The organism is Streptococcus sp. NM, assembly GCF_003390135.1.
Taxonomy (GTDB): domain Bacteria; phylum Bacillota; class Bacilli; order Lactobacillales; family Streptococcaceae; genus Streptococcus.
This window is the reverse complement of record NZ_QUOS01000002.1, coordinates 220674-245493: the sequence shown is the minus strand read 5'-3', so window position 1 is coordinate 245493 and position 24820 is coordinate 220674. Positions and strand designations below refer to the sequence as shown.

Below are 24820 nucleotides of genomic sequence, written 5' to 3'. Positions count from 1 at the left end.
GATTGTCAAATTGAAGAGGAAGGAAACCATCACGTTCAGCAGCGATTTCTTGAGCTTTAGCAATAGCGCCTTTCATTCCCTCACTACCAGGAGTTAGGACGAGTTCAGCACCATAAGCTTGGATAATCTTACGTCGTTCTACACTCATAGTTTCAGGCATAACGATGACGACTTTATACCCTTTAGCAGCACCTACCCATGAAAGTCCAATACCAGTGTTTCCACTTGTTGCTTCAACAATTGTAGAACCTGGTTTCAGAATACCGTCTTGTTCAGCTTTTTCAATCATGCTAAGAGCAATACGATCTTTTACAGAAGAACCAGGGTTGAATGCTTCAAGCTTTACATAGACGTCAGCAGCCCCTTCTGGCACGATGTTGTTGAGTTTAACAATCGGAGTTTGACCGATTAATTCAGTAATGTTGTTATAAATAGACATATGAATACCTCTTTGTATAAGATATTTCTAGTATAACGCTATCTATACCATTTGTAAAATATAGAAATCCTATCGAAGTGATAGGATTTTTTTATATCAAAGGTCTAAGCCGTTAATTTTCAAGCGATTGTGATAAGCTAATTCTAATAAATAGGTGTAAAGTGGAATGATATCCGTTTTCTTAGGGAATTCAAATTTATGAGCATTAAAATGCTCATTATGTGCTTTTAGAAAGACATTTTCTAAATAAGTAATAGTAATTTCACTATCATCTATACCTGCTCCAGCAGTTTCCATTTCAACGTTAACAATGTTCATCAAAAAGATTGATTTAATAGACATCTTACGACCGGTAGCACCTTGTTTATCTGTAAAGATAATACGTATATTTGTAAATATAATTGAGTCACGAATCAGTTTATATCCACTTTGAATTTCTTCATTTTCTAGTAGATATTGTCCATATTCTTTGATAAGAGTTTCTTTGTTTTGCTCGCTAAAGTTACCAGCGAGTCCTTGAATGAATTTACCAAATGCCATATTTTTCTCCTTTGTTTACACTAAGTTTACAGGAACTTCAACTTCTCGTAAACCTTGATCAGTTAAAGTTACTTTTCCATTAAAAAACTCTACAAGTGCAGCTTTAATATTTTCTTTTTCTTCTTTATCAACATAAATCATTGTATCGACTTGATCTGTAAAGTTTGTCTCAAGTTCCATGAGATCATGTTCCTTAAGGAAGTTACTGTACTCTTGGTACTGAGCGTAAGACATTTGAATAGCAATGCCAGCTTGTTCCTTTATTTCAATGATGCCAATTTCTTTGACAGCTAAGGCAACACTGCCGGCGTAAGCACGAATCAATCCTCCAGCGCCTAGCTTAATGCCTCCAAAGTAGCGTGTCACTACTACACAGACATTAGTAAGATTGTGATTTTCTAGTACCCCAAGCATGGGAACGCCAGCAGTACCACTGGGTTCACCATCATCACTTGTCCGTTTGATTTCACTATGTTCCCCAATAATGAAGGCAGAGCAGTTATGCGTAGCTTTGTAGTGTTCTTTTTTGATGGCAGTAATGAAGTCACGAGCCTCTTCTTCGCTATAAACACGCTTGGCATGACAGATAAAGCGGGATTTTTTGATTTCTTCTAGGACTTGTCCGTCCTCTTTAATTGTTCTAAATTCCATGATTTAATTGTACTAAAAAATCATCTAAAGCGCTAGGTTTTTACGAATAAAGAAGTATGAAAGTAAATCCAAACTATCTCGGTCGGTTGTTTACGGAGAATGAATTAACAGAAGAGGAACGTCAGTTGGCGGAGAAACTTCCAGCAATGAGAAAGGAGAAAGGGAAACTTTTCTGTCAACGTTGTGATAGTGCTATTTTAGATGAATGGTATTTGCCCATCGGTGCTTACTATTGTCGGGAGTGCTTAATTATGAAGCGAATTAGGAGTGATCAAGCTTTATACTATTTCCCACAGGAGGATTTTCCGAAGCAAGATGTTCTTAAATGGCGTGGTCAATTAACTCCTTTTCAAGAGAAGGTGTCAAAGGGATTGATTCAAGCGGTAGATAAGCAGGAACCAACCTTGGTTCACGCTGTAACAGGAGCTGGAAAGACAGAAATGATTTACCAAGTTGTGGCCAAAGTGATTGATGAAGGTGGTGCAGTTTGTTTGGCCAGCCCTAGAATCGATGTGTGTTTGGAGCTGTACAAGCGCCTGCAAAAGGATTTTTCTTGCGAGATAGCCCTCCTACATGGAGAATCAGAGCCGTATTTTCGAACACCACTAGTTGTTGCAACGACTCATCAGCTGTTAAAATTTTATCATGCTTTTGATTTGCTAATAGTGGATGAAGTAGATGCTTTTCCTTATGTTGACAACCCTACGCTTTACCATGCTGTCAAGAATAGTGTAAAGGAGAATGGCTTGAGAATCTTTTTAACAGCAACTTCTACCGATGAGTTAGATAGGAAGGTTCGCATCGGAGAATTAAAACGATTGAGTTTGCCTAGACGGTTTCATGGAAATCCTTTGATTATTCCTAAACCTGTCTGGTTATCCGATTTTAATCGCTATTTGGATAAGAATCGTTTATCACCAAAGTTAAAGTTTTATATTGAGAAACAGAGAAAGACAGGTTATCCGTTACTCATTTTTGCTTCAGAAATTAAGAAAGGGGAGCAATTAAAAGAAGTCTTACAGAAGGAATTTTCGCATGAGAAAATTGGTTTTGTGTCTTCAGTTACGGAAGATCGATTAGAGCAGGTGCAAGCTTTTCGAGATGGAGAACTGACAATACTTATCAGTACGACAATCTTGGAGCGTGGAGTTACCTTCCCTTGTGTGGATGTTTTTGTAGTAGAAGCCAACCATCGTCTGTTTACCAAATCTAGTTTGATTCAGATTGGTGGACGAGTTGGACGAAGCATGGATAGACCGACAGGAGATTTGCTTTTCTTCCATGACGGGTTAAATGCTTCAATCAAAAAGGCAATTAAGGAAATTCAACAGATGAATAAGGAGGCGGGTCTATGAAGTGTTTATTATGTGGGCAGACTATGAAGGCTGTTTTAACTTTCAGTAGTCTTTTACTTCTGAAGAATGATGCCTCCTGTCTTTGTTTAGATTGTGATTCTACTTTTGATAGGATTGGAGAAGAGAACTGTCCAAACTGTATGAAAACAGGATTGTCAACAAAGTGTCAAGATTGTCAATTTTGGTGTAAAGAAGGAGTTGAAGTCAGTCATAGAGCGATTTTTATTTACAATCAAGCTATGAAGGATTTTTTCAGTCGGTATAAGTTTGATGGAGACTTCCTTTTAAGAAAAGTCTTTGCTTCAGTTTTAAGTGAGGAGTTAAAAAAGTACAAAGAGTATCAATTTGTTGTAATTCCCCTAAGTCCGGAAAGATTGCTCGAGAGGGGATTTAACCAGGTTGAAGGCTTAGTTGAAGCAGCAGGGTTCTCTTTTCAAGACTTACTAGAGAAGAGAGAAGAGCGAGCTAGTTCTTCCAAAAATCGTTCAGAACGCTTGGCAACAGAACTTCCCTTCTTTGTCAAAAGTGGAGTCACTATTCCTAAAAAAATCCTACTTATAGATGATATCTATACTACTGGAACAACTATAAATCGTGTGAAGAAACTGTTGGAAGAAGCTGGTGCTGAGGATGTAAAAACATTTTCCCTTGTAAGATGAGGAAAAAATTTGCAAAAATAAAATGAAAGCGTTATAATGAAATCAGAAAAACAAAAATGTTTAGAAAGAAGGTACTCATATGATTAAGTATAGTATCCGTGGTGAAAACCTAGAAGTAACAGAAGCAATTCGTGATTATGTAGTTTCTAAACTCGAAAAGATCGAAAAGTATTTTCAAGCTGAACAAGAGTTGGATGCTCGAGTTAACTTGAAGGTGTATCGTGAAAAAACGGCTAAAGTGGAGGTGACGATTCCGCTTGGCTCAATTACTCTTCGTGCAGAAGATGTGTCTCAAGATATGTATGGTTCAATTGACCTTGTAACCGATAAAATTGAACGTCAGATTCGTAAAAATAAAACAAAAATCGAGCGTAAAAATAAAAATAAGGTAGCAACTAGTCAATTATTTACAGATGCTTTGGTGGAAGATACAAATGTTGTCCAATCAAGAGTTGTTCGTTCAAAACAAATTGATTTAAAACCAATGGATTTGGAAGAAGCTATTCTACAGATGGATTTGTTGGGACATGATTTCTTTATCTATGTGGATGTTGAAGATCAGACAACCAATGTGATTTATCGTCGTGAAGATGGCGAGATTGGCTTGTTAGAAGTTAAAGAATCTTAATTTCAATATGTGTAAAGGAAGGTTTACTAAATTGTAAACCTCCTTTTTCTTATAATTGATAGAATTACTGATTACACTTTTAAAAAGTCGCTTTTTGGTGGTTATTATGGTATAATGGGTGCCAAGAGGTTTGGAATGAAAAAATTTTATGTAAGTCCTATTTTCCCCTTAATATTAGGAATAGTGGCGTTCGGAGTGCTATCTGTGCAACTTGTTTTTGTAACGAATACACTGGTAACGCTATTTCTTTTGCTACTTATTTTGGGTTCATATATTTTACTATTCATCCATCAGAGAGATTACTACTCAAAGAGTGAAGTAGAACAAATCCAGTATGTAAACCACCAAGCTGAAGATAGTTTGACAACTTTGTTAGAACAGATGCCTGTCGGAGTTATTAAACTAGACTTATCGTCAGGTGAAGTTGAATGGTTCAATCCTTACGCTGAATTGATTTTGACTAATGAAGTGGGGGAGATTGATGTTGCATTAATTCAAACAATTATAAAGGCGTCTGTGGGGAATCCAGGTTCTTATGCCACCTTGGGTGAGACTCGCTATTCGGTTCATATGGACAAGATATCTGGTGTTCTTTACTTCTTTGATGTGTCTGGAGAATACGAAGCGACTGTTGAGTTAGTGACGAGTCGTCCGGTTATTGGAATTGTTTCCGTTGATAACTATGACGATTTAGAAGATGCGACATCGGAGTCTGACATTAGTCATATTAACAGTTTTGTAGCCAATTTTGTTTCAGAATTTGCTGGGAAGCATGCCATGTTCTCCCGTCGAGTAAGTATGGATCGTTTTTATCTGTTTACGGACTACACGGTGCTTGAGGGCTTGATGAATGATAAATTTTCTGTTATTGATGCATTCAGAGAAGAGGCGAAACAGAGACAGCTGCCTTTGACCTTAAGTATGGGATTTTCTTATGGTGATGGAAATCATGATGAGATAGGGAAAGTTGCATTGCTCAACTTGAACTTGGCTGAAGTGCGTGGTGGCGACCAAGTGGTTGTTAAGGAGAATGACGAAACGAAAAATCCCGTTTATTTTGGTGGTGGATCTGCTGCCTCAATCAAACGTACACGGACTCGTACGCGTGCTATGATGACAGCTATTTCAGATAAGATTCGAAGTGTGGATCAGGTTTTTGTAGTTGGTCACAAAAATCTAGATATGGATGCTCTTGGCTCTGCTGTAGGTATGCACTTGTTTGCCAGTAATGTGACTGAAAATAGTTATGCTATTTATGACGAAGAACAAATGTCGCCGGATATTGAACGAGCTGTTTCATTCTTAGAAAAAGAAGGAGTTACAAAGTTGTTGTCTGTTAAGGACGCAATGGGGATGGTGACCAATCGTTCTTTGTTGATTCTTGTAGACCATTCAAAGACAGCTTTAACTTTATCAAAAGATTTTTATGATTTATTTACCCAAACCATCGTCATCGACCACCACAGAAGGGATCAGGATTTTCCAGATAATGCGGTTATTACTTATATCGAAAGTGGTGCAAGTAGTGCCAGTGAGTTGGTAACGGAATTGATTCAGTTCCAGAATTCTAAGAAAAATCGTTTGAGTCGTATGCAAGCAAGTGTTTTAATGGCTGGTATGATGTTGGATACTAAAAATTTCACCTCACGAGTGACTAGTCGGACATTTGATGTTGCTAGCTATCTCAGAACGAGAGGAAGTGATAGTATTGCTATCCAAGAAATTGCTGCGACAGATTTTGAAGAATATCGTGAGGTCAATGAACTGATTTTACAGGGGCGTAAATTAGGTTCAGATGTACTAATAGCAGAGGCTAAGGACTCGAAATGTTATGATACAGTTGTTATTAGTAAGGCAGCAGATGCCATGTTAGCTATGTCAGGTATTGAAGCGAGTTTTGTTCTTGCGAAGAATACACAAGGATTTATCTCTATCTCAGCTCGCAGTCGTAGTAAGCTGAATGTACAACGGATTATGGAAGAGCTGGGAGGTGGAGGCCACTTTAATTTGGCAGCAGCTCAAATTAAAGATGTAACCTTGTCAGAAGCAGGTGAAAAACTGACAGAAATTGTATTAAATGAAATAAAGGAAAAGGAGAAAGAAGAATGAAAGTAATCTTTTTAGCAGATGTTAAAGGAAAAGGTAAAAAAGGCGAAATTAAGGAAGTACCAACAGGGTATGCACAAAACTTTCTTATCAAAAAGAATTTAGCAAAAGAAGCAACTGCTCAAGCTGTAGGTGAACTTCGTGGTAAACAAAAATCAGAAGAGAAAGCTCACGCTGAGATGATTGCAGAAGCAAAAGCAATTAAAGCCCAACTAGAAGCAGAGGAAACTATTGTAGAATTTGTTGAAAAAGTTGGTCCAGATGGTCGTACCTTTGGTTCCATTACCAATAAGAAAATTGCAGAAGAATTGCAAAAGCAATTTGGAATTAAGATTGATAAACGTCATATCCAAGTACAAGCTCCGATTCGAGCAGTTGGTTTGATTGATGTACCAGTGAAAATCTATCAAGATATTACAAGTGTAATCAATCTTCGTGTGAAAGAAGGGTAAATTTACACTTTCTTGACAAGATTGTAAAAGGAAGGGAAGTCTGATGGCAGAAGTAGAAGAGTTACGAGTACAACCTCAAGATATCTTAGCTGAGCAATCCGTTTTAGGGGCTATCTTTATTGACGAGAGTAAGCTTGTTTTTGTGCGAGAATATATTGAATCTCGGGACTTTTTTAAGTATGCCCATCGTTTGATTTTCCAAGCTATGGTCGATTTATCCGATCGTGGCGATGCTATAGATGCAACAACGGTTCGTACCATTCTTGATAATCAAGGTGATTTACAGAATATTGGTGGCCTGTCTTACCTGGTTGAGATTGTCAATTCTGTGCCAACTTCTGCTAATGCGGAGTATTATGCTAAGATTGTTGCAGAGAAGGCCATGCTACGTCGATTAATCTCCAAGTTGACAGAGTCTGTCAATCAAGCTTACGAGGCTTCGCAACCAGCTGATGAAATCATTGCTCAGGCAGAAAAAGGCCTGATTGATGTCAGCGAAAATGCTAATCGAAGTGGATTTAAGAACATTCGAGATGTGTTGAATATCAACTTTGGAAATCTGGAAGCTCGCTCGCAACAAACGACCGATATTACAGGTATTGCGACAGGTTATCGTGATTTGGATCATATGACGACTGGTCTTCATGAGGAGGAGTTGATTATCTTAGCAGCTCGTCCGGCGGTTGGTAAGACAGCCTTTGCCTTGAATATTGCTCAGAATATTGGGACTAAGTTGGACAAAACAGTTGCTATTTTTTCACTCGAAATGGGTGCGGAAAGTCTAGTGGACCGTATGTTGGCGGCAGAAGGTTTGGTGGAATCGCATTCTATCCGTACGGGTCAATTGACTGATGAGGAGTGGCAAAAATATACCATTGCTCAAGGGAATCTAGCTAATGCAAGTATCTATATCGATGATACGCCAGGGATTCGGATTACAGAGATTCGTTCTCGTTCTCGTAAACTGGCTCAAGAAACTGGAAATCTTGGTTTGATTTTAATAGACTATTTGCAGCTTATCACGGGAACTGGTCGGGAAAATCGTCAACAAGAGGTTTCAGAAATTTCACGTCAGTTGAAAATTTTAGCTAAGGAACTGAAGGTTCCAGTAATCGCTCTAAGTCAGCTTTCTCGTGGTGTAGAACAACGTCAGGATAAGAGACCGGTCTTGTCTGATATTCGTGAATCTGGGTCTATTGAGCAGGACGCTGATATCGTAGCCTTTCTTTATCGCGACGATTACTATGAGCGTGGTGGTGAAGAAGAGGAAGGCATACCGAATAATAAGGTAGAAGTTATTATCGAGAAAAACCGTAGTGGAGCTCGTGGAACGGTGGAATTAATTTTCCAAAAAGAATACAATAAATTTTCAAGTATCTCAAAGAGGGAGGCATAAGATGTCAGATGCATTTACAGATGTAGCCAAGATGAAAAAAATCAAAGAAGAAATCAAGGCACATGAGGGACAAGTCGTAGAAATGACTTTGGAGAATGGTCGTAAGCGCCAAAAAAATAGATTGGGTAAGCTAATTGAGGTTTATCCATCCCTATTTATCGTTGAATTTGGGAACGTTGAAGGAGATAAACAAGCTAATGTTTACGTTGAATCCTTTACTTACTCAGATATCCTTACAGAAAAGAATTTGATTCATTATCTTGACTAAAGTGAGAAATTTTCTCACTTTTTCTTTTTTCTCCGAATAGTTTAAGTGAAGGGAATCTTCGATTTATATTATTTTTCAAGGAGGAAGAATGAAAATTTCACCATTTAAAGTAGCAGAGACAAGGTTTTCTATTAGAAAGTCAGTTAAAAAGGTTGTTCCTTTTTTAGTAGTAGGGCTGATGTTGTCGGCTGGAGAAAGTGTTCATGCAAACAGTTCTTATGCTCGTGGAGATGATTATCCTGCTTATTATAAAAATGGGAGTCAGAGTATTGATAAGTGGAGGATGTATTCTCGTCAGTGTACTTCATTTGCTGCTTTTCGCTTGAGTGGAGTAAATGGTTTTGAGCTTCCAGGAGCTTATGGTAATGCTGGTGAATGGGGTTATCGTGCTCGTCGTGAAGGTTATCGTGTCGATAATACACCAGCTATCGGATCTATTGCTTGGTCTACTGCAGGAGGTTATGGCCATGTTGCTTGGGTTTCAAATGTGATGGGAGATAATATAGAAATTGAGGAATATAACTATGATTATAAAGGTAATTATAATAAACGAATTGTAAAAGCAAACAAGATGACCGGTTTTATTCATTTTAAAGATTTATCAAGCAATTCTAAAGAAGTCCCAAGCAGTTCAAAAGATTCGACAAGCAATCATGTTGTGACCAGTCAATCGTCATCTTTGATGAAAGGAACTCATTATTTTAAGGTGGAGACTCCTATTAAAGATCAACCATTATTGAATGCAACTCCACTTGCATATTATTCTCCAGGTGAGAGTGTTCATTATGATCAGGTGATAGAAAAGGATGGTTACAAGTGGTTGAGTTATATTTCTTATAGCGGGAGTCGACGTTATATTCAGTTGGAGGGAGTGACTTCGTCACAAAATCAATCAGTAAATAAATCTAATCATGGTTCAAATAATGGATTGACTGTGGGTTGGAAGAAAATAAATGGTAGTTGGTATTATTTCAAATCAGATGGTTCTAAGTCGACGGGATGGCTGAAAGATGGTTCTACCTGGTATTATTTGAAATCATCTGGTGAAATGCAGACAGGCTGGTTACAGGAGAAAGGATTTTGGTATTATCTAGATGATTCAGGGGCAATGAAAACGGGCTGGTATCAAGTCTCTGGTAAGTGGTATTATTCTTACTCTTCAGGTGAGCTAGCTGTTAATACAATAGTAGACGGTTATACTGTAAATCATAATGGTGAGTGGATTTAATTTTAAGTAATTGAATCTGAACAGGAGAGAAATCTCCTGTTTTTTTGTTTAAACTAGAGTTTTTATGAAGAGTTAAGATATCTGAATTGGATTCGAAACTATAATTTGCTATAGAAAATGAAAGTGATGAAAAGAAAGAAAAAAAGAAAGCTAGTAAAACATGCGTTACTTTCTTGAAGTTTTTTATAGCCTCAAAATACATTATATTAATAATAAAGTATATATAATATAATATATTTCTTGATTTCACTCAAAAAAAGGTTTATAATGTACATAAATATGATTCTCAAAAAGAGGTACACAAGATGAACAAAAAGAAAATGATTTTAACCAGTTTGGCTAGTGTAGCTGTTTTAGGTGCTACATTTGTTGCATCTCAACCGTCAGTTGTGAAAGCTGATGACAAACCTACAGCTGCTCAACCTACTGGAGAAACTAAGCCTACACTTACGGCTGAAACTCCAAAAACTGAGGTAGAAAAAGCAAAAGAAACTGAAAAAGAAGCTAATGCTAAAGTTGATGCAGCGCAAGAAAAAGTAGATACAACAACTACTACAGCAACTGATGCAGCTGCAAAACTTGAAACAGAGAAAAAAGAAGCTGCTGACGCTGAAACTGCAAAAGTCGAAGCTGAAAAAGCTAAAAAGACTGCTGATGACGAATTAGCTAATGCTAAATCTAAAGCAGCTGAAGCTGACGCTAAAGCAAAAGAAGAGGCCGCAAAAGAAGAAGCAGCCGCAAAAGAAGAAGCTGAAGCTAAAGAAGGTTTAACTGAAGCTTTGAAACAAATGCCTGATAACGAATTGCTTGATAAAAAAGCAAAAGAAGAATTATTAAAGGCTGTTGAGTCTGGTGAATTAAGTGCCTCTGATATTCTTGCTGAGTTAGCAGATGATGCTGAAAAAGCACAAGATACTAATCCAACAATTAAAACAGAAACTCCTGTATCTAAGGACAAGCTTCCTGAAGAGGTTCAAGCGGGAATTGATGAAGGTGAAGCAGCGGATGCTGCTCGTCCTGCATCAGAAAAATTGCAAGACAAAGCTGATGATTTAACTGAAACAATTGAAAACTTAACGGATGATGCTGAGAAATTAAAAGCTGATGCTGAAAAGAAAGCTGAAACACTAAAAAAACAGGAAGATACTTTAAAAGAAGCAAAAGAAGCTCTTAAATCCGCTAAAGATAACGGATTTGCTGAAGATATCACAGCACCATTAGAAAAAGCTGTAACTGCGATTGAAAAAGAACGTGATACTGCCAAATCTGAATTTGACGAAGCTGCTGAGAAAGTTCAAGATGCTACAGCTGAAATTCAAGATTTAACTGAAAAACGTGATAATCTTCTTGAAGAAGTAAAAAAAGCAGAAGCAAAAGAAGCTGCAGAACCAGCTAAACCAGCAGAAGAAACTCCAGAGGAAGAAGCTGAACCAACCGAAGCTGAAAAAGCTGCTAAAGCTAAAGCAGAAGCTGATGCTAAAGTTGCTGAATTAGAGAAGAAAGTTGCTGAAGAAGCTAAAAAAGTAGAAGAAGCTACAGCTAAAGCTAAAAAAGAAGCTGTTGATGTAACTGCTGCTGAGACTGCAAAAGCAGAAGCAGACAAAGCTAAAGCTGATGCAGAAGCTGAATTAGCTAAGGCTAAAGAAGAAGCAGCTAAAGCAAAAGCTAAAGTTGAAGAAGAAGTTAAAAAAGAAGAAGACGCTAAAAAAGAAGAAGCAGATAACTTAGAAGCTTTGAAAGGTGCTTTAGAGCAACTTGAAAAAAAAGCTGAAGATAAAGTCAACAAGGATGCTAGCATCAAGCCAGAAGATAAAGCGAAAGCTATCGAAGAAGCAAAAGCTGAAATCGGTAAAGAAGCTTTATTAAAAGCGATTGAAGATGGAGTTCTTACAGCTACTCAAGCTATAGATGAATTCCTCAACGATGCTAACACAAAAGATAAAGCTCCTGAAGCTTATAAAACTAAAGAATTAACTGCTGACGAAACTAAAAAAATTGAAGAAGCAGCTAAAAAAGAAGCTTCTAAACCAATTGTCAAAAAACTTACAGACATTGCTGATGATTTAGCTGAAAAAATTGAAAAATTAACTAAAGAAGCTGAGGAAGATAAGGCTGACGCTGCTGAAAAAGCTAAGGTAGTAGAAGAGAAAAATGCTACATTAGAGAAACAAAACGAAACTTTAGAAAAAGCTAAAACTGCTCTTGAAACTGCTAAGAAATACAATGCGGATCAAGCTATCCAAGATGGATTGCAAGATGCTGTAACTAAACTAGAAGTTTCAGTTGCTTCTGCTAAAGCAGCAGCTGAAGAAGCTAAGGCCAATTTCGACGAAGTGAACGAAGCAGTTCAAGAGGATGACGATGCAATTGCCAAACTAACTGAGAATTACAACGCAACTTTAGGTTACATCGAAAACTTAAAAGAAGTTCCTAAGGGTGAAGAATCGAAAGACTTTAGTGGTGGTGTAAGTCCTAGTGATGCACCTTCTGATGATGCTAAACAACCTGACCAAGTTCCAAGTGCTCCTAACTCTCCTGAATTCAACGGTGGTGTGAATCCTAGTGACTCTCCTGCTGGGGATAATGGCTCTGATTTCAATGGTGGGGTAAATGATGCAACACCTCCTACTGTAGCTGATGCTCCTGAATATAGTGGAGGAGTTAATGCGGCTGATGCTCCTGTAGCTGAGGTAGCCCCTGAATTCACTGGAACTCTTGCAACCAATACACCTGTGAATGAAAATGGAGAAGCATTATTGCCTCCTGTAGCTGCGGTAGCTCAAGAATTCACTGGAACTCTTGCAACCAATACACCTGTGAATGAAAACGGAGAAGCATTATTATCTCCTGTAGCTGAGGTAGCTCCAGAATTCAACAGTGGAGTTAATAGTTTAGAAGCAGCTGTTAATGAAGTTCCAGAATATAAAGGTGGTGCTAATTTTGTCTTAGCAGCTGTTAACGAAGTTCCAGAATATACAGGGCCTTTATCTACAAATGGTGAAGACGCTACAGTGAATAATGTTCCTGCATACGGAGAAACCGGCGCCCCAGCAATTACTGAAGTCCCAGCATATGCAGAGACAGGCGCCCCAGCAATTACTGAAGTCCCAGCGTATGCAGAGACAGGCGCCCCAGCAATTACTGAAGTCCCAGCGTATGCAGAGACAGGCGCCCCAGCAATTAACGAAGTTCCAGCGTATGCAGAGACAGGTGCCCCAGCAATTACTGAAGTTCCAGCGTATGCAGAAACCGACGCCCCAGCAATTAACGAAGTTCCAGAATATACTCTTACAACAGCAGGTACTAACAAGGATAATACTTATCAAGCACCAGCAGCAAAAGCAGAAGATAAAAAAGAACTTCCAAATACTGGTGGTAAAGATAATGCTGCAGTTGCATCATTAGGATTCCTTGGATTGTTCCTTGGTGCCCTTCCATTTGTGAAACGTAAAAACTAATTCATTTCGTAGTTTGAAAGAGAGGGAGTAACTTCCTTCTCTTTTTTAGATTATCTTAGTTTCTCTCAGGGAACTCTTCCCAATGGTATTTTTTGGTGCTTTCCTTTATAATGGGTGTATGGATAAGAAAAAATTATTATTGATTGATGGGTCTTCTGTTGCTTTTCGGGCGTTTTTTGCGCTCTATCAGCAGTTAGACCGTTTTAAGAATGCGGCTGGTTTGCATACCAATGCGATTTATGGCTTTCAGTTGATGTTGAGCCACTTGTTGGAACGGGTTGAGCCGAGTCATATTTTGGTGGCTTTTGATGCGGGTAAGACGACCTTCCGTACAGAGATGTATGCGGACTATAAGGGTGGTCGGGCTAAGACTCCTGATGAGTTTCGTGAGCAATTTCCCTTCATTCGTGAGTTGCTGGATCATATGGGGATTCGTCATTATGAGTTGGCTCAGTATGAGGCGGATGACATCATTGGGACGCTGGATAAACTAGCTGAGCAGGATGGTTTTGATATTACCATTGTCAGTGGGGACAAGGACTTGATTCAGCTGACGGATGAGCATACGGTGGTTGAGATTTCCAAGAAAGGTGTGGCTGAGTTTGAGGCCTTTACGCCAGAATATCTTATGGAAAAGATGGGCATCACACCGACTCAGTTTATCGATCTCAAGGCGCTCATGGGTGATAAGTCGGATAATATCCCTGGGGTGACCAAAATCGGTGAAAAGACGGGTATCAAGCTCTTGCTGGAGCATGGTTCGCTTGAGGGGATTTATGAAAATATCGATGGGATGAAGGCTTCTAAGATGAAGGAAAATCTCATCAATGATAAGGAACAGGCCTTTTTGTCTAAAACACTGGCGACCATTGATACCAAGGCACCGATTGAGATTGGTTTGGAGGATTTGGTCTATAGTGGTCCAGATGTTGAAAACCTTGGGAAATTCTACGATGAGATGGGCTTCAAACAGCTCAAGCAGACTTTAAATGCATCGTCAGCTGAAGTGGCTGAGAGTTTGGACTTTACTATTGTTGACCAAATCAGTCAAGACATGCTGAGTGAAGAGTCTATCTTCCATTTTGAGCTTTTTGGTGAGAATTACCATACGGATGATTTGGTTGGTTTTGCCTGGTCTTGTGGGGAAAAGCTCTATGCTACAGACAAGCTTGAGCTTTTTCAGGAACCTATTTTCAAGGATTTCTTAGAAAAAACATCTTTGAAAATTTATGATTTTAAAAAATCCAAGGTTCTCTTGCGTCGTTTTGGTGTGGATTTGCAGTCGCCTGCTTTTGATAGCCGTTTGGCTAAATACCTCCTTTCGACTGTGGAGGACAATGAAATTGCGACTATTGCTAGTCTTTATGGTCAGACTTATTTGGTTGATGATGAGACTTTCTATGGTAAAGGTGTAAAAAAGGCCATTCCTGAACGTGAGAAATTCTTGGAACACTTAGCTCGTAAGCTTGCTGTTTTGGTTGAGACTGAGCCTGTTTTACTTGAAAAACTCAGTGGAAATGGGCAATTAGAGCTTCTTTATGATATAGAGCAACCTCTGGCTTTTGTCCTTGCCAAGATGGAAATTGCTGGGATTACGGTCAAGAAAGAGACCTTGCTTGAGATGCAGGCTGAAAATGAGATTGTCATTGAAAAACTGACTCAGGAGATTTATGAACTGGCTGGTGAGGAGTTTAATATTAACTCGCCTAAGCAGCTGGGCGTACTTCTCTTTGAAAAATTGGGGCTACCTCTAGAATACACTAAGAAAACCAAAACTGGATACTCGACTGCGGTGGATGTCTTGGAGCGCCTGGCTCCTATTGCTCCGATTGTTAAGAAAATTCTTGACTACCGTCAGATTGCTAAGATTCAATCCACTTATGTAATTGGTTTGCAGGACTGGATTTTGGCTGATGGCAAGATTCATACTCGCTATGTGCAGGATTTGACCCAAACAGGTCGTCTGTCTAGTGTGGATCCAAACTTGCAAAATATTCCTGTGCGTTTGGAGCAGGGCCGTCTCATTCGGAAGGCTTTTGTGCCTGAGTGGGAGGATAGTGTCCTTCTCAGCTCGGACTATTCACAGATTGAATTACGCGTTTTGGCACATATTTCTAAGGATGAGCACTTGATTAAGGCTTTCCAAGAGGGGGCAGATATCCATACTTCGACAGCCATGAGGGTCTTTGGCATTGAGCGTCCTGAGGATGTGACTGCAAACGACCGTCGAAATGCCAAGGCCGTTAACTTTGGAGTGGTTTACGGGATTTCAGACTTTGGTTTGTCTAATAATTTGGGAATTAGTCGTAAGGAGGCCAAAGCCTACATTGATACCTACTTTGAACGCTTCCCAGGTATTAAAAACTACATGGATGAAGTGGTGCGTGAGGCGCGTGATAAGGGCTATGTAGAGACCCTCTTTAAGCGTCGCCGTGAGTTGCCAGATATCAATTCGCGCAACTTCAACATTCGCGGTTTTGCAGAGCGGACAGCTATCAACTCTCCTATCCAAGGATCGGCGGCAGATATTCTCAAGATTGCCATGATTCAGCTGGATAAAGCCTTGGTTGCAGGTGCTTATCAGACTAAGATGCTGTTACAAGTGCACGATGAAATCGTCCTTGAAGTTCCTAAATCTGAGCTGGCAGAGATGAAAAAATTGGTCAAACAAACCATGGAAGAAGCTATTCAACTCAGTGTTCCCCTCATCGCAGATGAGAATGAAGGGGTAACCTGGTACGAGGCTAAATAAAAAGTTATGTAGAGTTTGAAGCATTTGTTTTCAAACTCTTTTTCATGTTTTTCTGTAAGCAGTTTCCTTGACATTTTTTTTGTTTTGCGCTATCATATGTCCATATAATATATGGGAGTCTGTGTACAGTCTGAGAGGAAGTGTTAAACTTCGACCGCACCTGATTTGGGTAATGCCAGCGTAGGGAACAATACTTAGTCTATTCTGCACCTTTTCCATATATGGTAAAGGTTTTTCTTTTTATAAAGAGGAAAACGAGAAGAGGAGGTTGTTATGAAAGCAAGCATTGCCTTGCAAGTTTTACCCCTATCACAGGGGATTGATCGGATTACTGTTATCGATCAGGTTATTGCTTATCTGCAAGCTCAAGAAGTGACCATGGTAGTGACACCATTTGAAACGGTCTTGGAAGGGGAGTTTGATGAGCTCATGCGCATTCTTAAAGAATCGCTAGAAATGGCAGGGCGTGAGGCAGATAATGTCTTTGCCAATGTCAAAATAAATGTAGGAGAGATTTTAAGTATTGATGAGAAGCTTGAAAAGTATACTGAGACGACACATTAGTCTATTGGGTTTTCTCGGAGTCTTGTCAATTTGGCAGCTAGCAGGTTTGCTTAAACTTCTCCCCAAGTTTATCCTGCCGACACCTCTTGAAATTCTCCAGGCCTTTGTTCGTGATAGAGAATTTCTCTGGCACCATAGCTGGGCGACCTTGAGAGTGGCTTTGCTAGGTCTAATTTTGGGAGTCTTGATTGCCTGTCTCATGGCTGTGCTCATGGATAGTTTGACTTGGCTTAACGATCTGATTTACCCTATGATGGTGGTTGTTCAAACTATCCCGACTATTGCTATAGCCCCTATTCTGGTCTTGTGGCTAGGTTATGGGATTTTGCCCAAGATTGTCTTGATTATCTTGACGACTACTTTTCCTATCATCGTTAGCATTTTGGACGGTTTTAGGCATTGTGACAAGGATATGCTGACCCTGTTTAGTCTGATGCGGGCCAAACCTTGGCAAATCCTGTGGCATTTTAAAATTCCAGTCAGCCTGCCTTACTTTTATGCAGGTCTGAGGGTCAGTGTCTCCTACGCCTTTATCACAACAGTGGTATCTGAGTGGTTGGGAGGCTTTGAGGGTCTTGGTGTTTATATGATTCAGTCCAAAAAACTGTTTCAGTATGATACCATGTTTGCTATTATTATTCTGGTATCGATTATCAGTCTTCTCGGTATGAAGCTGGTCGATATTAGTGAAAAATATGTTATTAAATGGAAACGTTTGTAACATAAGAATGTTTCAAAAAAGAAAAGAGGAAATCAAAATGAAGAAAACATGGAAAGTGTTTTTAACGCTTGTAACAGCTCTTGTAGCTGTTGTGCTTGTGGCCTGTGGTCAAGGAACTGCTTCTAAGGATAATAAGGAAACAGAACTTAAAAAGATTGACTTTATCCTAGACTGGACACCAAATACCAACCACACAGGACTTTATGTGGCTAAGGAAAAAGGTTATTTCAAAGAAGCTGGAGTGGATGTTGACTTGAAATTACCACCGGAAGAAAGTTCTTCTGATTTGGTTATCAATGGTAAGGCACCATTTGCAGTCTATTTCCAAGACTATATGGCTAAAAAATTGGAAAAAGGGGCAGAAATTACTGCTGTTGCAGCTATCGTAGAACACAATACATCAGGAATCATCTCTCGTAAATCTGACAATGTAGCTAGTCCAAAAGACTTGGTTGGTAAGAAATACGGAACTTGGAATGATCCAACTGAACTTGCTATGTTGAAAACCTTGGTAGAATCTCAAGGTGGAGACTTTGAGAAGGTTGAAAAAGTACCAAATAACGACTCAAACTCAATCACACCGATTGCCAATGGAGTCTTTGATACTGCTTGGATCTACTACGGTTGGGATGGTATTCTTGCCAAATCTCAAGGTGTAGATGCTAACTTTATGTATTTGAAAGACTACGTCAAGGAGTTTGACTACTATTCACCAGTTATCATCGCAAACAATGACTACCTCAAAGACAATAAAGAAGAAGCTCGTAAAGTCATCCAAGCTATCAAAAAAGGCTACCAATATGCCATGGAGCATCCAGAAGAAGCAGCTGATATCCTCATCAAAAATGCACCTGAACTCAAGGAAAAACGTGACTTTGTCATCGAATCTCAAAAATACTTGTCAAAAGAATACGCAAGCGACAAGGAAAAATGGGGGCAATTTGATGCAGCTCGCTGGAATGCCTTCTACAAATGGGATAAAGAAAATGGTATCCTTAAAGAAGACTTGACAGACAAAGGCTTCACCAACGAATTTGTGAAATAATGACAGAGATTAGACTAGAACACGTCAGTTATGCCTATGATCAAGAGAGGATTTTAGAGGATATCAACCTGCAGGTGACTTCAGGTGAAGTGGTTTCTATCCTAGGCCCAAGTGGTGTTGGAAAGACCACCCTCTTTAATCTAATCGCTGGGATTTTAGAAGTCCAGTCAGGGAGAATTGTCCTTGATGGGGAGGAGAATCCCAAGGGGCGCGTGAGTTATATGTTGCAAAAGGACTTGCTCTTGGAACACAAGACGGTGCTTGGTAATATCATTCTGCCCCTCTTGATTCAAAAGGTGGATAAGGCAGAAGCTATTGCTCGCGCAGATGAAATTCTTGCTACCTTCCAGTTGACAGCTGTAAGGGACAAGTATCCTCATGAACTTAGTGGCGGGATGCGCCAGCGTGTAGCCTTGCTCCGAACTTACCTTTTCGGGCACAAGCTCTTTCTCTTGGATGAGGCCTTTAGCGCCTTGGATGAGATGACCAAGATGGAACTCCACGCTTGGTATCTGGAGATTCACAAGCAGTTGCAACTGACAACATTGATTATTACGCACAGTATCGAGGAGGCCCTCAGTCTCAGCGATCGCATCTATATCTTGAAAAATCGTCCTGGGCAGATTGTTTCAGAAATTAAACTAGATTGGTCTGAAGATGAGGACAAGGAAGTCCAAAAGATTGCCTACAAACGTCAAATCTTGGCAGAATTAGGCTTAGATAAGTAGAAAAATAGGGAGTTGGTGAAGATTATCCTTTACCAGCGCCCTTTTTCTTTTAAAAATGAGAAAATTTCGGTATAATAGTCAATTATACCGAAATCATTCTATAATCGTTGATACATAAGGGTTTTATGTGTCGCTTTTTTTATTTTGTGGACTTTTTTAAGAACTTTTTATTTTTTCGAGGGCAGTTTCAAAGAATGAGACTGCTCTTTTTTGGTTCTCTTTTGATAAATGGCTGTAAGTGTCCATAGTTACAGATATTTTTGCATGGCCAAGCCGTGTCTGTATTTCCTTGTATGGCAGGCCAGCATTAAGCAAGATACTAGCGTGAGTGTGTCGGAAAGCATGAAAGCCTAAATCAGTACAGTTAGCGTTTTTTAAGTGCTTATGTAGGCGATAATCAACCTTTCGAGTATTGACATAGTTGTCAAAGCTATCAGAGAACACTTTCTCATAGGTTAAGCCAATGTTTCTACCGTTTTCCGCTTGTCTTGCTCGGTAGAGACGAAGCATGAGCACTGTTTTATGATCGATATCTAAAACTCTATAGCTTGATTTTGTCTTAGGACTGTTTACCTGGTTTAAAATGTTGAGTGTCTTGTTAATATCAATCGTTCCGCTCTGCAGGTCAATATCAGACCATTCCAGGGCCAGACATTCACGGATGCGCAGTCCAGTAGCTAGGAGTGTCTTATAAAGCACGGTATCATAAAAATTGATAAAGGTATTTTCTAGGTTATCGAGATAGGAGAGGAAGTTTTTAAGTTCCTGATCTTGAAAGTATTTAATTTCTTGTTTATCTCTGGTTATCTTTCTAGGAATGACAATATCACGAGCGGGGTTATTGTCTAATGCTTGAATAGAAAGTCCATACTGTAGAATACGTTTATTTAAGGCATGAAGATGATTGTATTCTTTATACCCCGTTCCGTCCTGATTGTACTCATCCGCCCATTTGTTTACCTGAGTTTGGATAATGATAGGTGTAAGTTTATCTAGTTTGTAAGTACCAAATGAGGGTAAGAGGTAGTTATTTAAGCAGCCTTTTATCTTTATCTGCGTATTAGTCTTTATGGTATGCTGATAGGTTTGCCAAAACAAGTCTACAAGTTCACGATAGGTTGTTATATGTGAGCGTTGTTTCCGTGTCGAGCCGTTTTTCTCAAATTCTACCTTAGCCTGGGTGGCCTTGTTTCTGAGTTCTTTCTTTGTTCGTGCTGATATGGTAGTCTTAACCTTCTTACCAGTCACAGAATCAATGCCAAGATAGATACTGGAGCGGTAGACTGCTGATCCGTCTTTTTTCGTGTGTTGTGTAATTTTCATGGTTTTAACTCCTTTTTCCATCAGCAGGCAAGCAATTAGAAAAGGTTTTGAGTTTATACCATGCGAGGAGCTACGAGAATGCCCCTATTTTCGATTTTAAGCAGTCGGACGGTAAATTGTACCAGAATAGAAAACAAGGCGAATATGGGGGAGTTTTTTATTTTAAGTTATGTTTACTAGAATATAAAAAGAAAAGTAGCCGTATCAAATACGGCTACTATCACGTTATGGATCTAAAATCCAAATGTAAACTTTATGGAGCTAAACTCCTAATAGCTGTATTGTAATATAATTATTAAAAAATGTCAAGAGATTAGAAAAGGTATAATTCTTTTAACTTTTCGTTAATTTTGTCCAATGTGTTATCAGATACTTTCATTTTTCCGATTGGATCTAATCTATTTTTCTTTAAAATTCTATCTTTGCTGATTGTTTGAAGGTTATTACACTTGGCATAAGAACGCTTAATGTATTTTTTGTAGTATTGAGTTAATTCAATAACGTCATTTATTTCTGATTGTGTCCGTTTAAGGTTATCATCGTCTATTATCTTAGGTTGAATTATTTCGTTTGAAAATTGTTCTGTATAAGCTTGGTAGACATCCGATAAGGCAGCTTCAGTAATTGCATTATTGGAATCTAAATATTTTAGGTAGGCAAATAAATCTTTGTGTAATTTTTCAATATATTCATCAAGCAAAATAGAAGGATATTCCGCAATGACTTCGTCTATGAGTACAGTATCTATTTGATTTTTAGATGTTAGAGGAATTACTGTAAGTGTTTTTTTATAGGGACTATCTACTTTGTCTAAGACAATAGCCCAATGATTATTTGATAATTCTCCGCCTATATTTACACCGAACTCTACGAATACCAGAGAACCACGACTGAATTTCCAATATTTTCTTTTTTGAGTCTTGGCTTCAAATAAGAATTGTTCAGATTGTCTTTTAACTGCTAGTGCAAGAAATCTGTATTTAGAAGATGTATGCTTTGCTTTACCAAGTTTATAGAGTTTTTCAACTTCTATGTAGTTTTGTTTGGTTTGTTCAAAATATGGATTTTCTTTGTTCATTTTAATTCTCTCTATATATGCCCACGACTTCGCCGATGGTTTAGAAGATATTAGTCATCTCTATTTGTCAATTTTGCAGTTTTTTGCGCTTTAGTCTGTAAAATCGGCTTTCTATTCTTCAATTTCCCCAATTTTTGCACAATAGACCTTAGAAATAGGGGTTCTATTGGCGAATATGGGGGAGTTTTTAATTTACGATGATTTCGCCAACAGGGATAAAATCTTTTTGTTTTGAAGATTTTGCGATTAAGTCGTATTGATCAGCAGATTTTTCATACCCAAGGGAAAGAGTAGTATTGTCGTCTGGTAATTTTTTAGCAAACTCAGATATAGACATCCGAAATACAGTAATTGCATTTTGCTGATTAGTTGTAGCAGAATTTGAATTGATTGCGTCCATAGTCTCTTTTGCGCTATCTTTAGCCGTTCCAGTTAGCAAAATCATGATTGTATCATGCGGTTCGGATGAATCTGAATCGATTACGTTATTTTGAATTTTAACGCTTATTGCTCCAGTTGATTCAGGATCTAATTTTGATTTGATTTCAGAAATTAGATTATCGTATTTACTGTTATCTACTTTGGCTTTTGTGTTTGTTGAAGTAGTGTTTTTTTGCTCCGTTTTTGGTTGCTCCGAGCTATCTTTAGTAGTTGATTGATTGTTAGAGCAAGCCACTAGGACGGTAGCAGAAAGTAAAATAGCTGACGTGCTTAGTAATTTTTTCATAAGTAGCCTCCTATATGCTGATGTTTTTATGATAAAAGATTTTGATACCTATCTTTTGCACAATGAACCTTTGGAATAGAGTTACTATTGTTTATCTGAGGAGTTTAGTTTTTGAGGGGATTCATTGTTTTTGTTTTTTTCTATAAGTTCGTTCGTTTGATTGATACTTTGGATAATCAATCTTAGTTTTTCAGATTTAAAGTGATTTTCCTTAATAGATAAAATAAGCTCAAACATTTCGTCACTGCTATCTACAAGTGATTTGATAGTGTGTAAAGTAGTTATAGCTTTTCCTCTATGGATTTCATCTTCATGGAGAACTTGATCTAAGTATTGTAACCTTTCAGATAGTATTTCTTTCATTGCATTGTATTGTTTATTATATTCTGTTAGTTTTTTTTTCGAGTTCTTCAATCAAATGTTGTAATTGCTCACTCGTATTTTCTTCATGGCCTAACAGATAACCTACACTGACTCCGAATATATCTGCTAGTTGCTGGGCTTTTTCTGGTTTTATTTGACGTTCGCCTTTTTCCCAATAAATATAAGTTCTTTTTGTAACACCTATTTCATCAGCTATTTCTTGCTGAGTCATTCCTATTTTACCGTTAAATTCTTTATTTAACCTCAATTCTTTTAACTTATTATCCATATTTAAAAACACCTTTCAAGAGTATTTTACCACGTTTTTTTTCATTGTTGCAAAAAAAATTCAACATTTTTTAGAAAAAGCATTGACATTGCACAAAAAGTACAATATAATATTGCTATCAACGGAAAGTTGTACAAAAAGTACACCATATCAAACACTTTTCAATCAATTATGGTGAATTTCTAAAATGGAGGTAAAAAATGAGAAATAATATGAGATTGTTATTAGCGAAGCGACGCAAAAAAACCGCTGATGTTGCAAAAGCTACGGGAATTTCAAAAAGTACCTTAACGGCTTTGTATTATGAACGTGCAAAGAATCCAAGTATTGATACATTGAAAAAAGTATCTAGTTACTTAGGAGTTACACTTGATGAATTTCTTGATACGAAATATTAGAAAGGAGCGAACTAATCGTAATACTACTCTACATTTACAGATTTTTCATGTGGTGCTTTACCACTGGGGATTGATAAACGGTTCTAGCTAAATATTTGCTAGAGTGATTTGCTTGCTACCTATGGCAGTATCAAGGGTTTGTAGGGGTTTATTCTCTCCTAAATTTTCCCTACCACAATGATTTACCTTGGTACTGTTTTTGGTGGCAAGCACGAGCAACAAGAAGAAAGGAGCGAACCAATGGAATTGGTTTATATGGACGGCAAGAAAGAGCCGTATACACTGAGCAGTATCGTTGCAGACTGCGCTGAAATTAAGCACAGACATTTGAAGATTTTGCTGAACAAGCACCGAGAGGACTTTGAGAGTTTTGGAAAGGTGCAATTTAAAATTTCACCTTCAAAGAGTGGGCAAAATGTACGGGACTATATTTTGAATGAGCAACAAGCAACCTTGATGATCACTTACTTACGAAATACAGAACCCGTAAAAGAGTTTAAGAAGAACCTAGTCAAAGCATTCTTTGAAATGCGTGACGAACTTTCTAAACGCCACCTTCAAAGAGAACTGGAAAAGCCAAAGCGTAAAAGCTTAACTGAAGCTATTCAAACATGGGAGAAAGCGCCCAAGCATGCCTATAGTACACTTACAAACTTACTACTAAAGGGAGTGACAGGGAAAAACAAGTCCCAACTCATGCAAGAGCGAGAAAGTGAAAACGGTATTGACAGTTTAACAAGCGCGGAACTGACAAACTATCAGCGTTTGGAAGATATGGCAATAGCGATGATTAACTTGAATAGGGGATATTCAGAAATTAAGGAATTAATTTTTAAAGTATAGGAGTATAGAAAATGGAAAATGAATTTAAGACAGTTACAAATGCCAAAGGGGTAGAAATTCCTAAGTATTCCAAGGATTTTAAAAAGCTAGTTGAGAAAGACAGACAACTAGCCGAATATCTTTGTATGAACTACGAGAACTTGGACAGTGAAGACCTGGGCGCATTTCTTGAAATGGTGAAGCAGGGATTCAGCTGGATTCTAGATCTTATCGATAGTAAAGATTTGATTTATAAACCACAGTCGGGTAGTAATCATGCAAAAAGAAAATAAAAAAATCACTTGCTCAAATTTTAGACGAGGCGAGCAAGCGACACAATTCAGAGTATAGAAAATTTTTCTATGCTTTGATTATAGCAAAAAATATCTATTCTATCAAATACATAAAGAAAAACCGAAGAGCAGGCAAGCAATTAGAAAAGGTTTTGAAATCAAGTGCTGACACGGCGACTCTAAGCACTTGTTTAGCGAAAATGTGGATGATTACCTACGAAACATCACTACAAGCGTTCGTCAACTTGGGGCAAACGCCCAGCGTTTGGAGTGGTGAAGCATACCATATAGAAAACAGGCAAGAAAAAGGACAAGGAAAGGCTAATGGAGAAAAATATGACTCTAGACCTAGATAACATGACACGATCAGAATTTGATAAGCTAATGACTAAAATCAAGGATAGAAATCCGAAACTCTTTCAGTTCATCATTGACTTTTTAGATGATAAAGTAACTCCAGAAGAGGTGTACGACTTTCTGAAGATGGAGCGAAGCTATCAAGTAAATTATATCCAGAATTACAAAGCGAGGGCATAG

Annotated in this window: 26 protein-coding genes and 1 riboswitch; of the genes, 18 read left to right on the top strand and 8 right to left on the bottom strand. The window is 38.3% G+C overall.

The window, feature by feature from the left end:
- The 3 genes from DXN33_RS05745 to DXN33_RS05735 form a co-directional block, all read right to left on the bottom strand.
- On the bottom strand, nucleotides 1–439 hold a 439-nt coding region (locus tag DXN33_RS05745), incomplete at its 3' end, for a PLP-dependent cysteine synthase family protein (protein WP_115904587.1).
- Nucleotides 440–535: 96 nt separating this feature from the next.
- On the bottom strand, nucleotides 536–979 hold the full coding sequence (locus tag DXN33_RS05740) for a PH domain-containing protein (protein ID WP_000863906.1): 444 nt from the start codon (nucleotides 977–979) through the stop codon (nucleotides 536–538).
- A 15-nt stretch (nucleotides 980–994) separates the two neighbouring features.
- The gene (locus DXN33_RS05735; RefSeq protein ID WP_049491126.1) at nucleotides 995–1630 is read right to left on the bottom strand and encodes a YigZ family protein; all 636 of its coding nucleotides are present in this window, start codon (nucleotides 1628–1630) and stop codon (nucleotides 995–997) included.
- A gap of 56 nt (nucleotides 1631–1686) precedes the next feature.
- On the opposite strand from DXN33_RS05735, the gene DXN33_RS05730 reads away from it, so the two are divergent.
- The 14 genes from DXN33_RS05730 (at nucleotide 1687) to DXN33_RS05665 (ending at nucleotide 18990) form a co-directional block, all read left to right on the top strand.
- Nucleotides 1687–2985 (top strand): DEAD/DEAH box helicase, encoded by a 1299-nt coding sequence (locus DXN33_RS05730; RefSeq protein ID WP_049491128.1) that lies wholly within the window; start codon nucleotides 1687–1689, stop codon nucleotides 2983–2985.
- On the top strand, nucleotides 2982–3644 hold the full coding sequence (locus tag DXN33_RS05725) for a ComF family protein (RefSeq protein WP_070842124.1): 663 nt from the start codon (nucleotides 2982–2984) through the stop codon (nucleotides 3642–3644). The genes DXN33_RS05730 and DXN33_RS05725 overlap by 4 nt, the downstream gene beginning before the upstream one ends.
- A 79-nt stretch (nucleotides 3645–3723) precedes the next feature.
- Complete coding sequence (gene hpf, locus DXN33_RS05720) at nucleotides 3724–4272, top strand: ribosome hibernation-promoting factor, HPF/YfiA family (RefSeq protein ID WP_004255322.1); 549 nt, start codon at nucleotides 3724–3726, stop codon at nucleotides 4270–4272.
- A 135-nt stretch (nucleotides 4273–4407) separates the two neighbouring features.
- Nucleotides 4408–6381: a DHH family phosphoesterase gene (locus tag DXN33_RS05715; protein ID WP_049552676.1), complete on the top strand. Its 1974-nt coding sequence runs from the start codon at nucleotides 4408–4410 to the stop codon at nucleotides 6379–6381.
- Nucleotides 6378–6830 (top strand): 50S ribosomal protein L9, encoded by a 453-nt coding sequence (rplI, locus tag DXN33_RS05710; protein ID WP_000864213.1) that lies wholly within the window; start codon nucleotides 6378–6380, stop codon nucleotides 6828–6830. The genes DXN33_RS05715 and rplI overlap by 4 nt, the downstream gene beginning before the upstream one ends.
- A 43-nt stretch (nucleotides 6831–6873) precedes the next feature.
- On the top strand, nucleotides 6874–8226 hold the full coding sequence (gene dnaB / locus DXN33_RS05705) for a replicative DNA helicase (protein WP_004263550.1): 1353 nt from the start codon (nucleotides 6874–6876) through the stop codon (nucleotides 8224–8226).
- Between the two features lies 1 nt (nucleotide 8227).
- A complete protein-coding gene (locus tag DXN33_RS05700; protein WP_001278169.1) occupies nucleotides 8228–8494 on the top strand; it encodes a Veg family protein in 267 nt (88 codons plus the stop codon).
- Nucleotides 8495–8582: 88 nt separating this feature from the next.
- The gene (locus tag DXN33_RS05695) at nucleotides 8583–9722 is read left to right on the top strand and encodes an SH3 domain-containing protein (protein ID WP_049552675.1); all 1140 of its coding nucleotides are present in this window, start codon (nucleotides 8583–8585) and stop codon (nucleotides 9720–9722) included.
- A gap of 305 nt (nucleotides 9723–10027) precedes the next feature.
- Nucleotides 10028–13180 (top strand): SIALI-17 repeat-containing surface protein, encoded by a 3153-nt coding sequence (locus DXN33_RS05690; protein WP_115904586.1) that lies wholly within the window; start codon nucleotides 10028–10030, stop codon nucleotides 13178–13180.
- A 118-nt stretch (nucleotides 13181–13298) separates the two neighbouring features.
- Nucleotides 13299–15932: a DNA polymerase I gene (gene polA / locus DXN33_RS05685; protein WP_115904590.1), complete on the top strand. Its 2634-nt coding sequence runs from the start codon at nucleotides 13299–13301 to the stop codon at nucleotides 15930–15932.
- 101 nt (nucleotides 15933–16033) lie between these two features.
- Nucleotides 16034–16136, top strand: a riboswitch (TPP riboswitch).
- A 69-nt stretch (nucleotides 16137–16205) separates the two neighbouring features.
- Nucleotides 16206–16496, top strand: coding sequence for a thiamine-binding protein (locus DXN33_RS05680; RefSeq protein WP_049491139.1), 291 nt, complete (start codon nucleotides 16206–16208; stop codon nucleotides 16494–16496).
- A complete protein-coding gene (locus DXN33_RS05675) occupies nucleotides 16459–17217 on the top strand; it encodes an ABC transporter permease (protein ID WP_181897293.1) in 759 nt (252 codons plus the stop codon). The genes DXN33_RS05680 and DXN33_RS05675 overlap by 38 nt, the downstream gene beginning before the upstream one ends.
- A 37-nt stretch (nucleotides 17218–17254) precedes the next feature.
- On the top strand, nucleotides 17255–18262 hold the full coding sequence (locus tag DXN33_RS05670) for an ABC transporter substrate-binding protein (protein ID WP_115904584.1): 1008 nt from the start codon (nucleotides 17255–17257) through the stop codon (nucleotides 18260–18262).
- Complete coding sequence (locus tag DXN33_RS05665) at nucleotides 18262–18990, top strand: ABC transporter ATP-binding protein (protein WP_049487589.1); 729 nt, start codon at nucleotides 18262–18264, stop codon at nucleotides 18988–18990. The genes DXN33_RS05670 and DXN33_RS05665 overlap by 1 nt, the downstream gene beginning before the upstream one ends.
- Before the next feature lie 156 nt (nucleotides 18991–19146).
- Here DXN33_RS05665 and DXN33_RS05660 read toward each other — a convergent pair whose 3' ends face one another.
- From DXN33_RS05660 to DXN33_RS05635, 5 genes are all read right to left on the bottom strand, one after another.
- On the bottom strand, nucleotides 19147–20313 hold the full coding sequence (locus tag DXN33_RS05660; RefSeq protein ID WP_115904583.1) for a site-specific integrase: 1167 nt from the start codon (nucleotides 20311–20313) through the stop codon (nucleotides 19147–19149).
- Between the two features lie 313 nt (nucleotides 20314–20626).
- On the bottom strand, nucleotides 20627–21391 hold the full coding sequence (locus DXN33_RS05650; RefSeq protein ID WP_084931957.1) for a type II toxin-antitoxin system PemK/MazF family toxin: 765 nt from the start codon (nucleotides 21389–21391) through the stop codon (nucleotides 20627–20629).
- Between the two features lie 187 nt (nucleotides 21392–21578).
- Entirely contained in the window at nucleotides 21579–22118 is a 540-nt protein-coding gene (locus tag DXN33_RS05645) for a hypothetical protein (protein WP_084931959.1), read from the bottom strand.
- Between the two features lie 84 nt (nucleotides 22119–22202).
- A complete protein-coding gene (locus DXN33_RS05640; RefSeq protein ID WP_142745830.1) occupies nucleotides 22203–22481 on the bottom strand; it encodes a hypothetical protein in 279 nt (92 codons plus the stop codon).
- 16 nt (nucleotides 22482–22497) lie between these two features.
- Nucleotides 22498–22770 (bottom strand): helix-turn-helix transcriptional regulator, encoded by a 273-nt coding sequence (locus DXN33_RS05635; RefSeq protein ID WP_398584271.1) that lies wholly within the window; start codon nucleotides 22768–22770, stop codon nucleotides 22498–22500.
- A gap of 200 nt (nucleotides 22771–22970) precedes the next feature.
- Between DXN33_RS05635 and DXN33_RS05630 the strand changes: the two genes are divergently transcribed.
- From DXN33_RS05630 to DXN33_RS05610, 4 genes are all read left to right on the top strand, one after another.
- Nucleotides 22971–23168 (top strand): helix-turn-helix transcriptional regulator, encoded by a 198-nt coding sequence (locus tag DXN33_RS05630; RefSeq protein ID WP_115904581.1) that lies wholly within the window; start codon nucleotides 22971–22973, stop codon nucleotides 23166–23168.
- A gap of 240 nt (nucleotides 23169–23408) precedes the next feature.
- Complete coding sequence (locus DXN33_RS05625) at nucleotides 23409–24011, top strand: Rha family transcriptional regulator (protein ID WP_115904589.1); 603 nt, start codon at nucleotides 23409–23411, stop codon at nucleotides 24009–24011.
- A gap of 11 nt (nucleotides 24012–24022) precedes the next feature.
- Nucleotides 24023–24283, top strand: a complete 261-nt coding sequence (locus tag DXN33_RS05620; RefSeq protein ID WP_115904580.1) for a hypothetical protein — start codon at nucleotides 24023–24025, stop codon at nucleotides 24281–24283.
- A gap of 336 nt (nucleotides 24284–24619) precedes the next feature.
- Nucleotides 24620–24820, top strand: coding sequence for a hypothetical protein (locus DXN33_RS05610; RefSeq protein WP_084931968.1), 201 nt, complete (start codon nucleotides 24620–24622; stop codon nucleotides 24818–24820).

Bases quoted from the DNA above. Each gene is read 5' to 3' on its own strand.
- DXN33_RS05650 (WP_084931957.1), bottom strand. From the start codon at position 21,391: ATGAACAAAGAAAATCCATATTTTGAACAAACCAAACAAAACTACATA.
- hpf (WP_004255322.1), top strand. From the start codon at position 3,724: ATGATTAAGTATAGTATCCGTGGTGAAAACCTAGAAGTAACAGAAGCA.
- DXN33_RS05690 (WP_115904586.1), top strand. From the start codon at position 10,028: ATGAACAAAAAGAAAATGATTTTAACCAGTTTGGCTAGTGTAGCTGTT.
- DXN33_RS05740 (WP_000863906.1), bottom strand. From the start codon at position 979: ATGGCATTTGGTAAATTCATTCAAGGACTCGCTGGTAACTTTAGCGAG.
- DXN33_RS05630 (WP_115904581.1), top strand. From the start codon at position 22,971: ATGAGAAATAATATGAGATTGTTATTAGCGAAGCGACGCAAAAAAACC.
- dnaB (WP_004263550.1), top strand. From the start codon at position 6,874: ATGGCAGAAGTAGAAGAGTTACGAGTACAACCTCAAGATATCTTAGCT.
- DXN33_RS05695 (WP_049552675.1), top strand. From the start codon at position 8,583: ATGAAAATTTCACCATTTAAAGTAGCAGAGACAAGGTTTTCTATTAGA.
- DXN33_RS05635 (WP_398584271.1), bottom strand. From the start codon at position 22,770: ATGGATAATAAGTTAAAAGAATTGAGGTTAAATAAAGAATTTAACGGT.
- DXN33_RS05620 (WP_115904580.1), top strand. From the start codon at position 24,023: ATGGAAAATGAATTTAAGACAGTTACAAATGCCAAAGGGGTAGAAATT.
- DXN33_RS05730 (WP_049491128.1), top strand. From the start codon at position 1,687: ATGAAAGTAAATCCAAACTATCTCGGTCGGTTGTTTACGGAGAATGAA.
- DXN33_RS05675 (WP_181897293.1), top strand. From the start codon at position 16,459: ATGAGAAGCTTGAAAAGTATACTGAGACGACACATTAGTCTATTGGGT.
- rplI (WP_000864213.1), top strand. From the start codon at position 6,378: ATGAAAGTAATCTTTTTAGCAGATGTTAAAGGAAAAGGTAAAAAAGGC.
- DXN33_RS05645 (WP_084931959.1), bottom strand. From the start codon at position 22,118: ATGAAAAAATTACTAAGCACGTCAGCTATTTTACTTTCTGCTACCGTC.
- polA (WP_115904590.1), top strand. From the start codon at position 13,299: ATGGATAAGAAAAAATTATTATTGATTGATGGGTCTTCTGTTGCTTTT.
- DXN33_RS05715 (WP_049552676.1), top strand. From the start codon at position 4,408: ATGAAAAAATTTTATGTAAGTCCTATTTTCCCCTTAATATTAGGAATA.
- DXN33_RS05680 (WP_049491139.1), top strand. From the start codon at position 16,206: ATGAAAGCAAGCATTGCCTTGCAAGTTTTACCCCTATCACAGGGGATT.
- DXN33_RS05665 (WP_049487589.1), top strand. From the start codon at position 18,262: ATGACAGAGATTAGACTAGAACACGTCAGTTATGCCTATGATCAAGAG.
- DXN33_RS05725 (WP_070842124.1), top strand. From the start codon at position 2,982: ATGAAGTGTTTATTATGTGGGCAGACTATGAAGGCTGTTTTAACTTTC.
- DXN33_RS05640 (WP_142745830.1), bottom strand. From the start codon at position 22,481: ATGAAAGAAATACTATCTGAAAGGTTACAATACTTAGATCAAGTTCTC.
- DXN33_RS05700 (WP_001278169.1), top strand. From the start codon at position 8,228: ATGTCAGATGCATTTACAGATGTAGCCAAGATGAAAAAAATCAAAGAA.
- DXN33_RS05625 (WP_115904589.1), top strand. From the start codon at position 23,409: ATGGAATTGGTTTATATGGACGGCAAGAAAGAGCCGTATACACTGAGC.
- DXN33_RS05735 (WP_049491126.1), bottom strand. From the start codon at position 1,630: ATGGAATTTAGAACAATTAAAGAGGACGGACAAGTCCTAGAAGAAATC.
- DXN33_RS05670 (WP_115904584.1), top strand. From the start codon at position 17,255: ATGAAGAAAACATGGAAAGTGTTTTTAACGCTTGTAACAGCTCTTGTA.
- DXN33_RS05660 (WP_115904583.1), bottom strand. From the start codon at position 20,313: ATGAAAATTACACAACACACGAAAAAAGACGGATCAGCAGTCTACCGC.
- DXN33_RS05610 (WP_084931968.1), top strand. From the start codon at position 24,620: ATGACTCTAGACCTAGATAACATGACACGATCAGAATTTGATAAGCTA.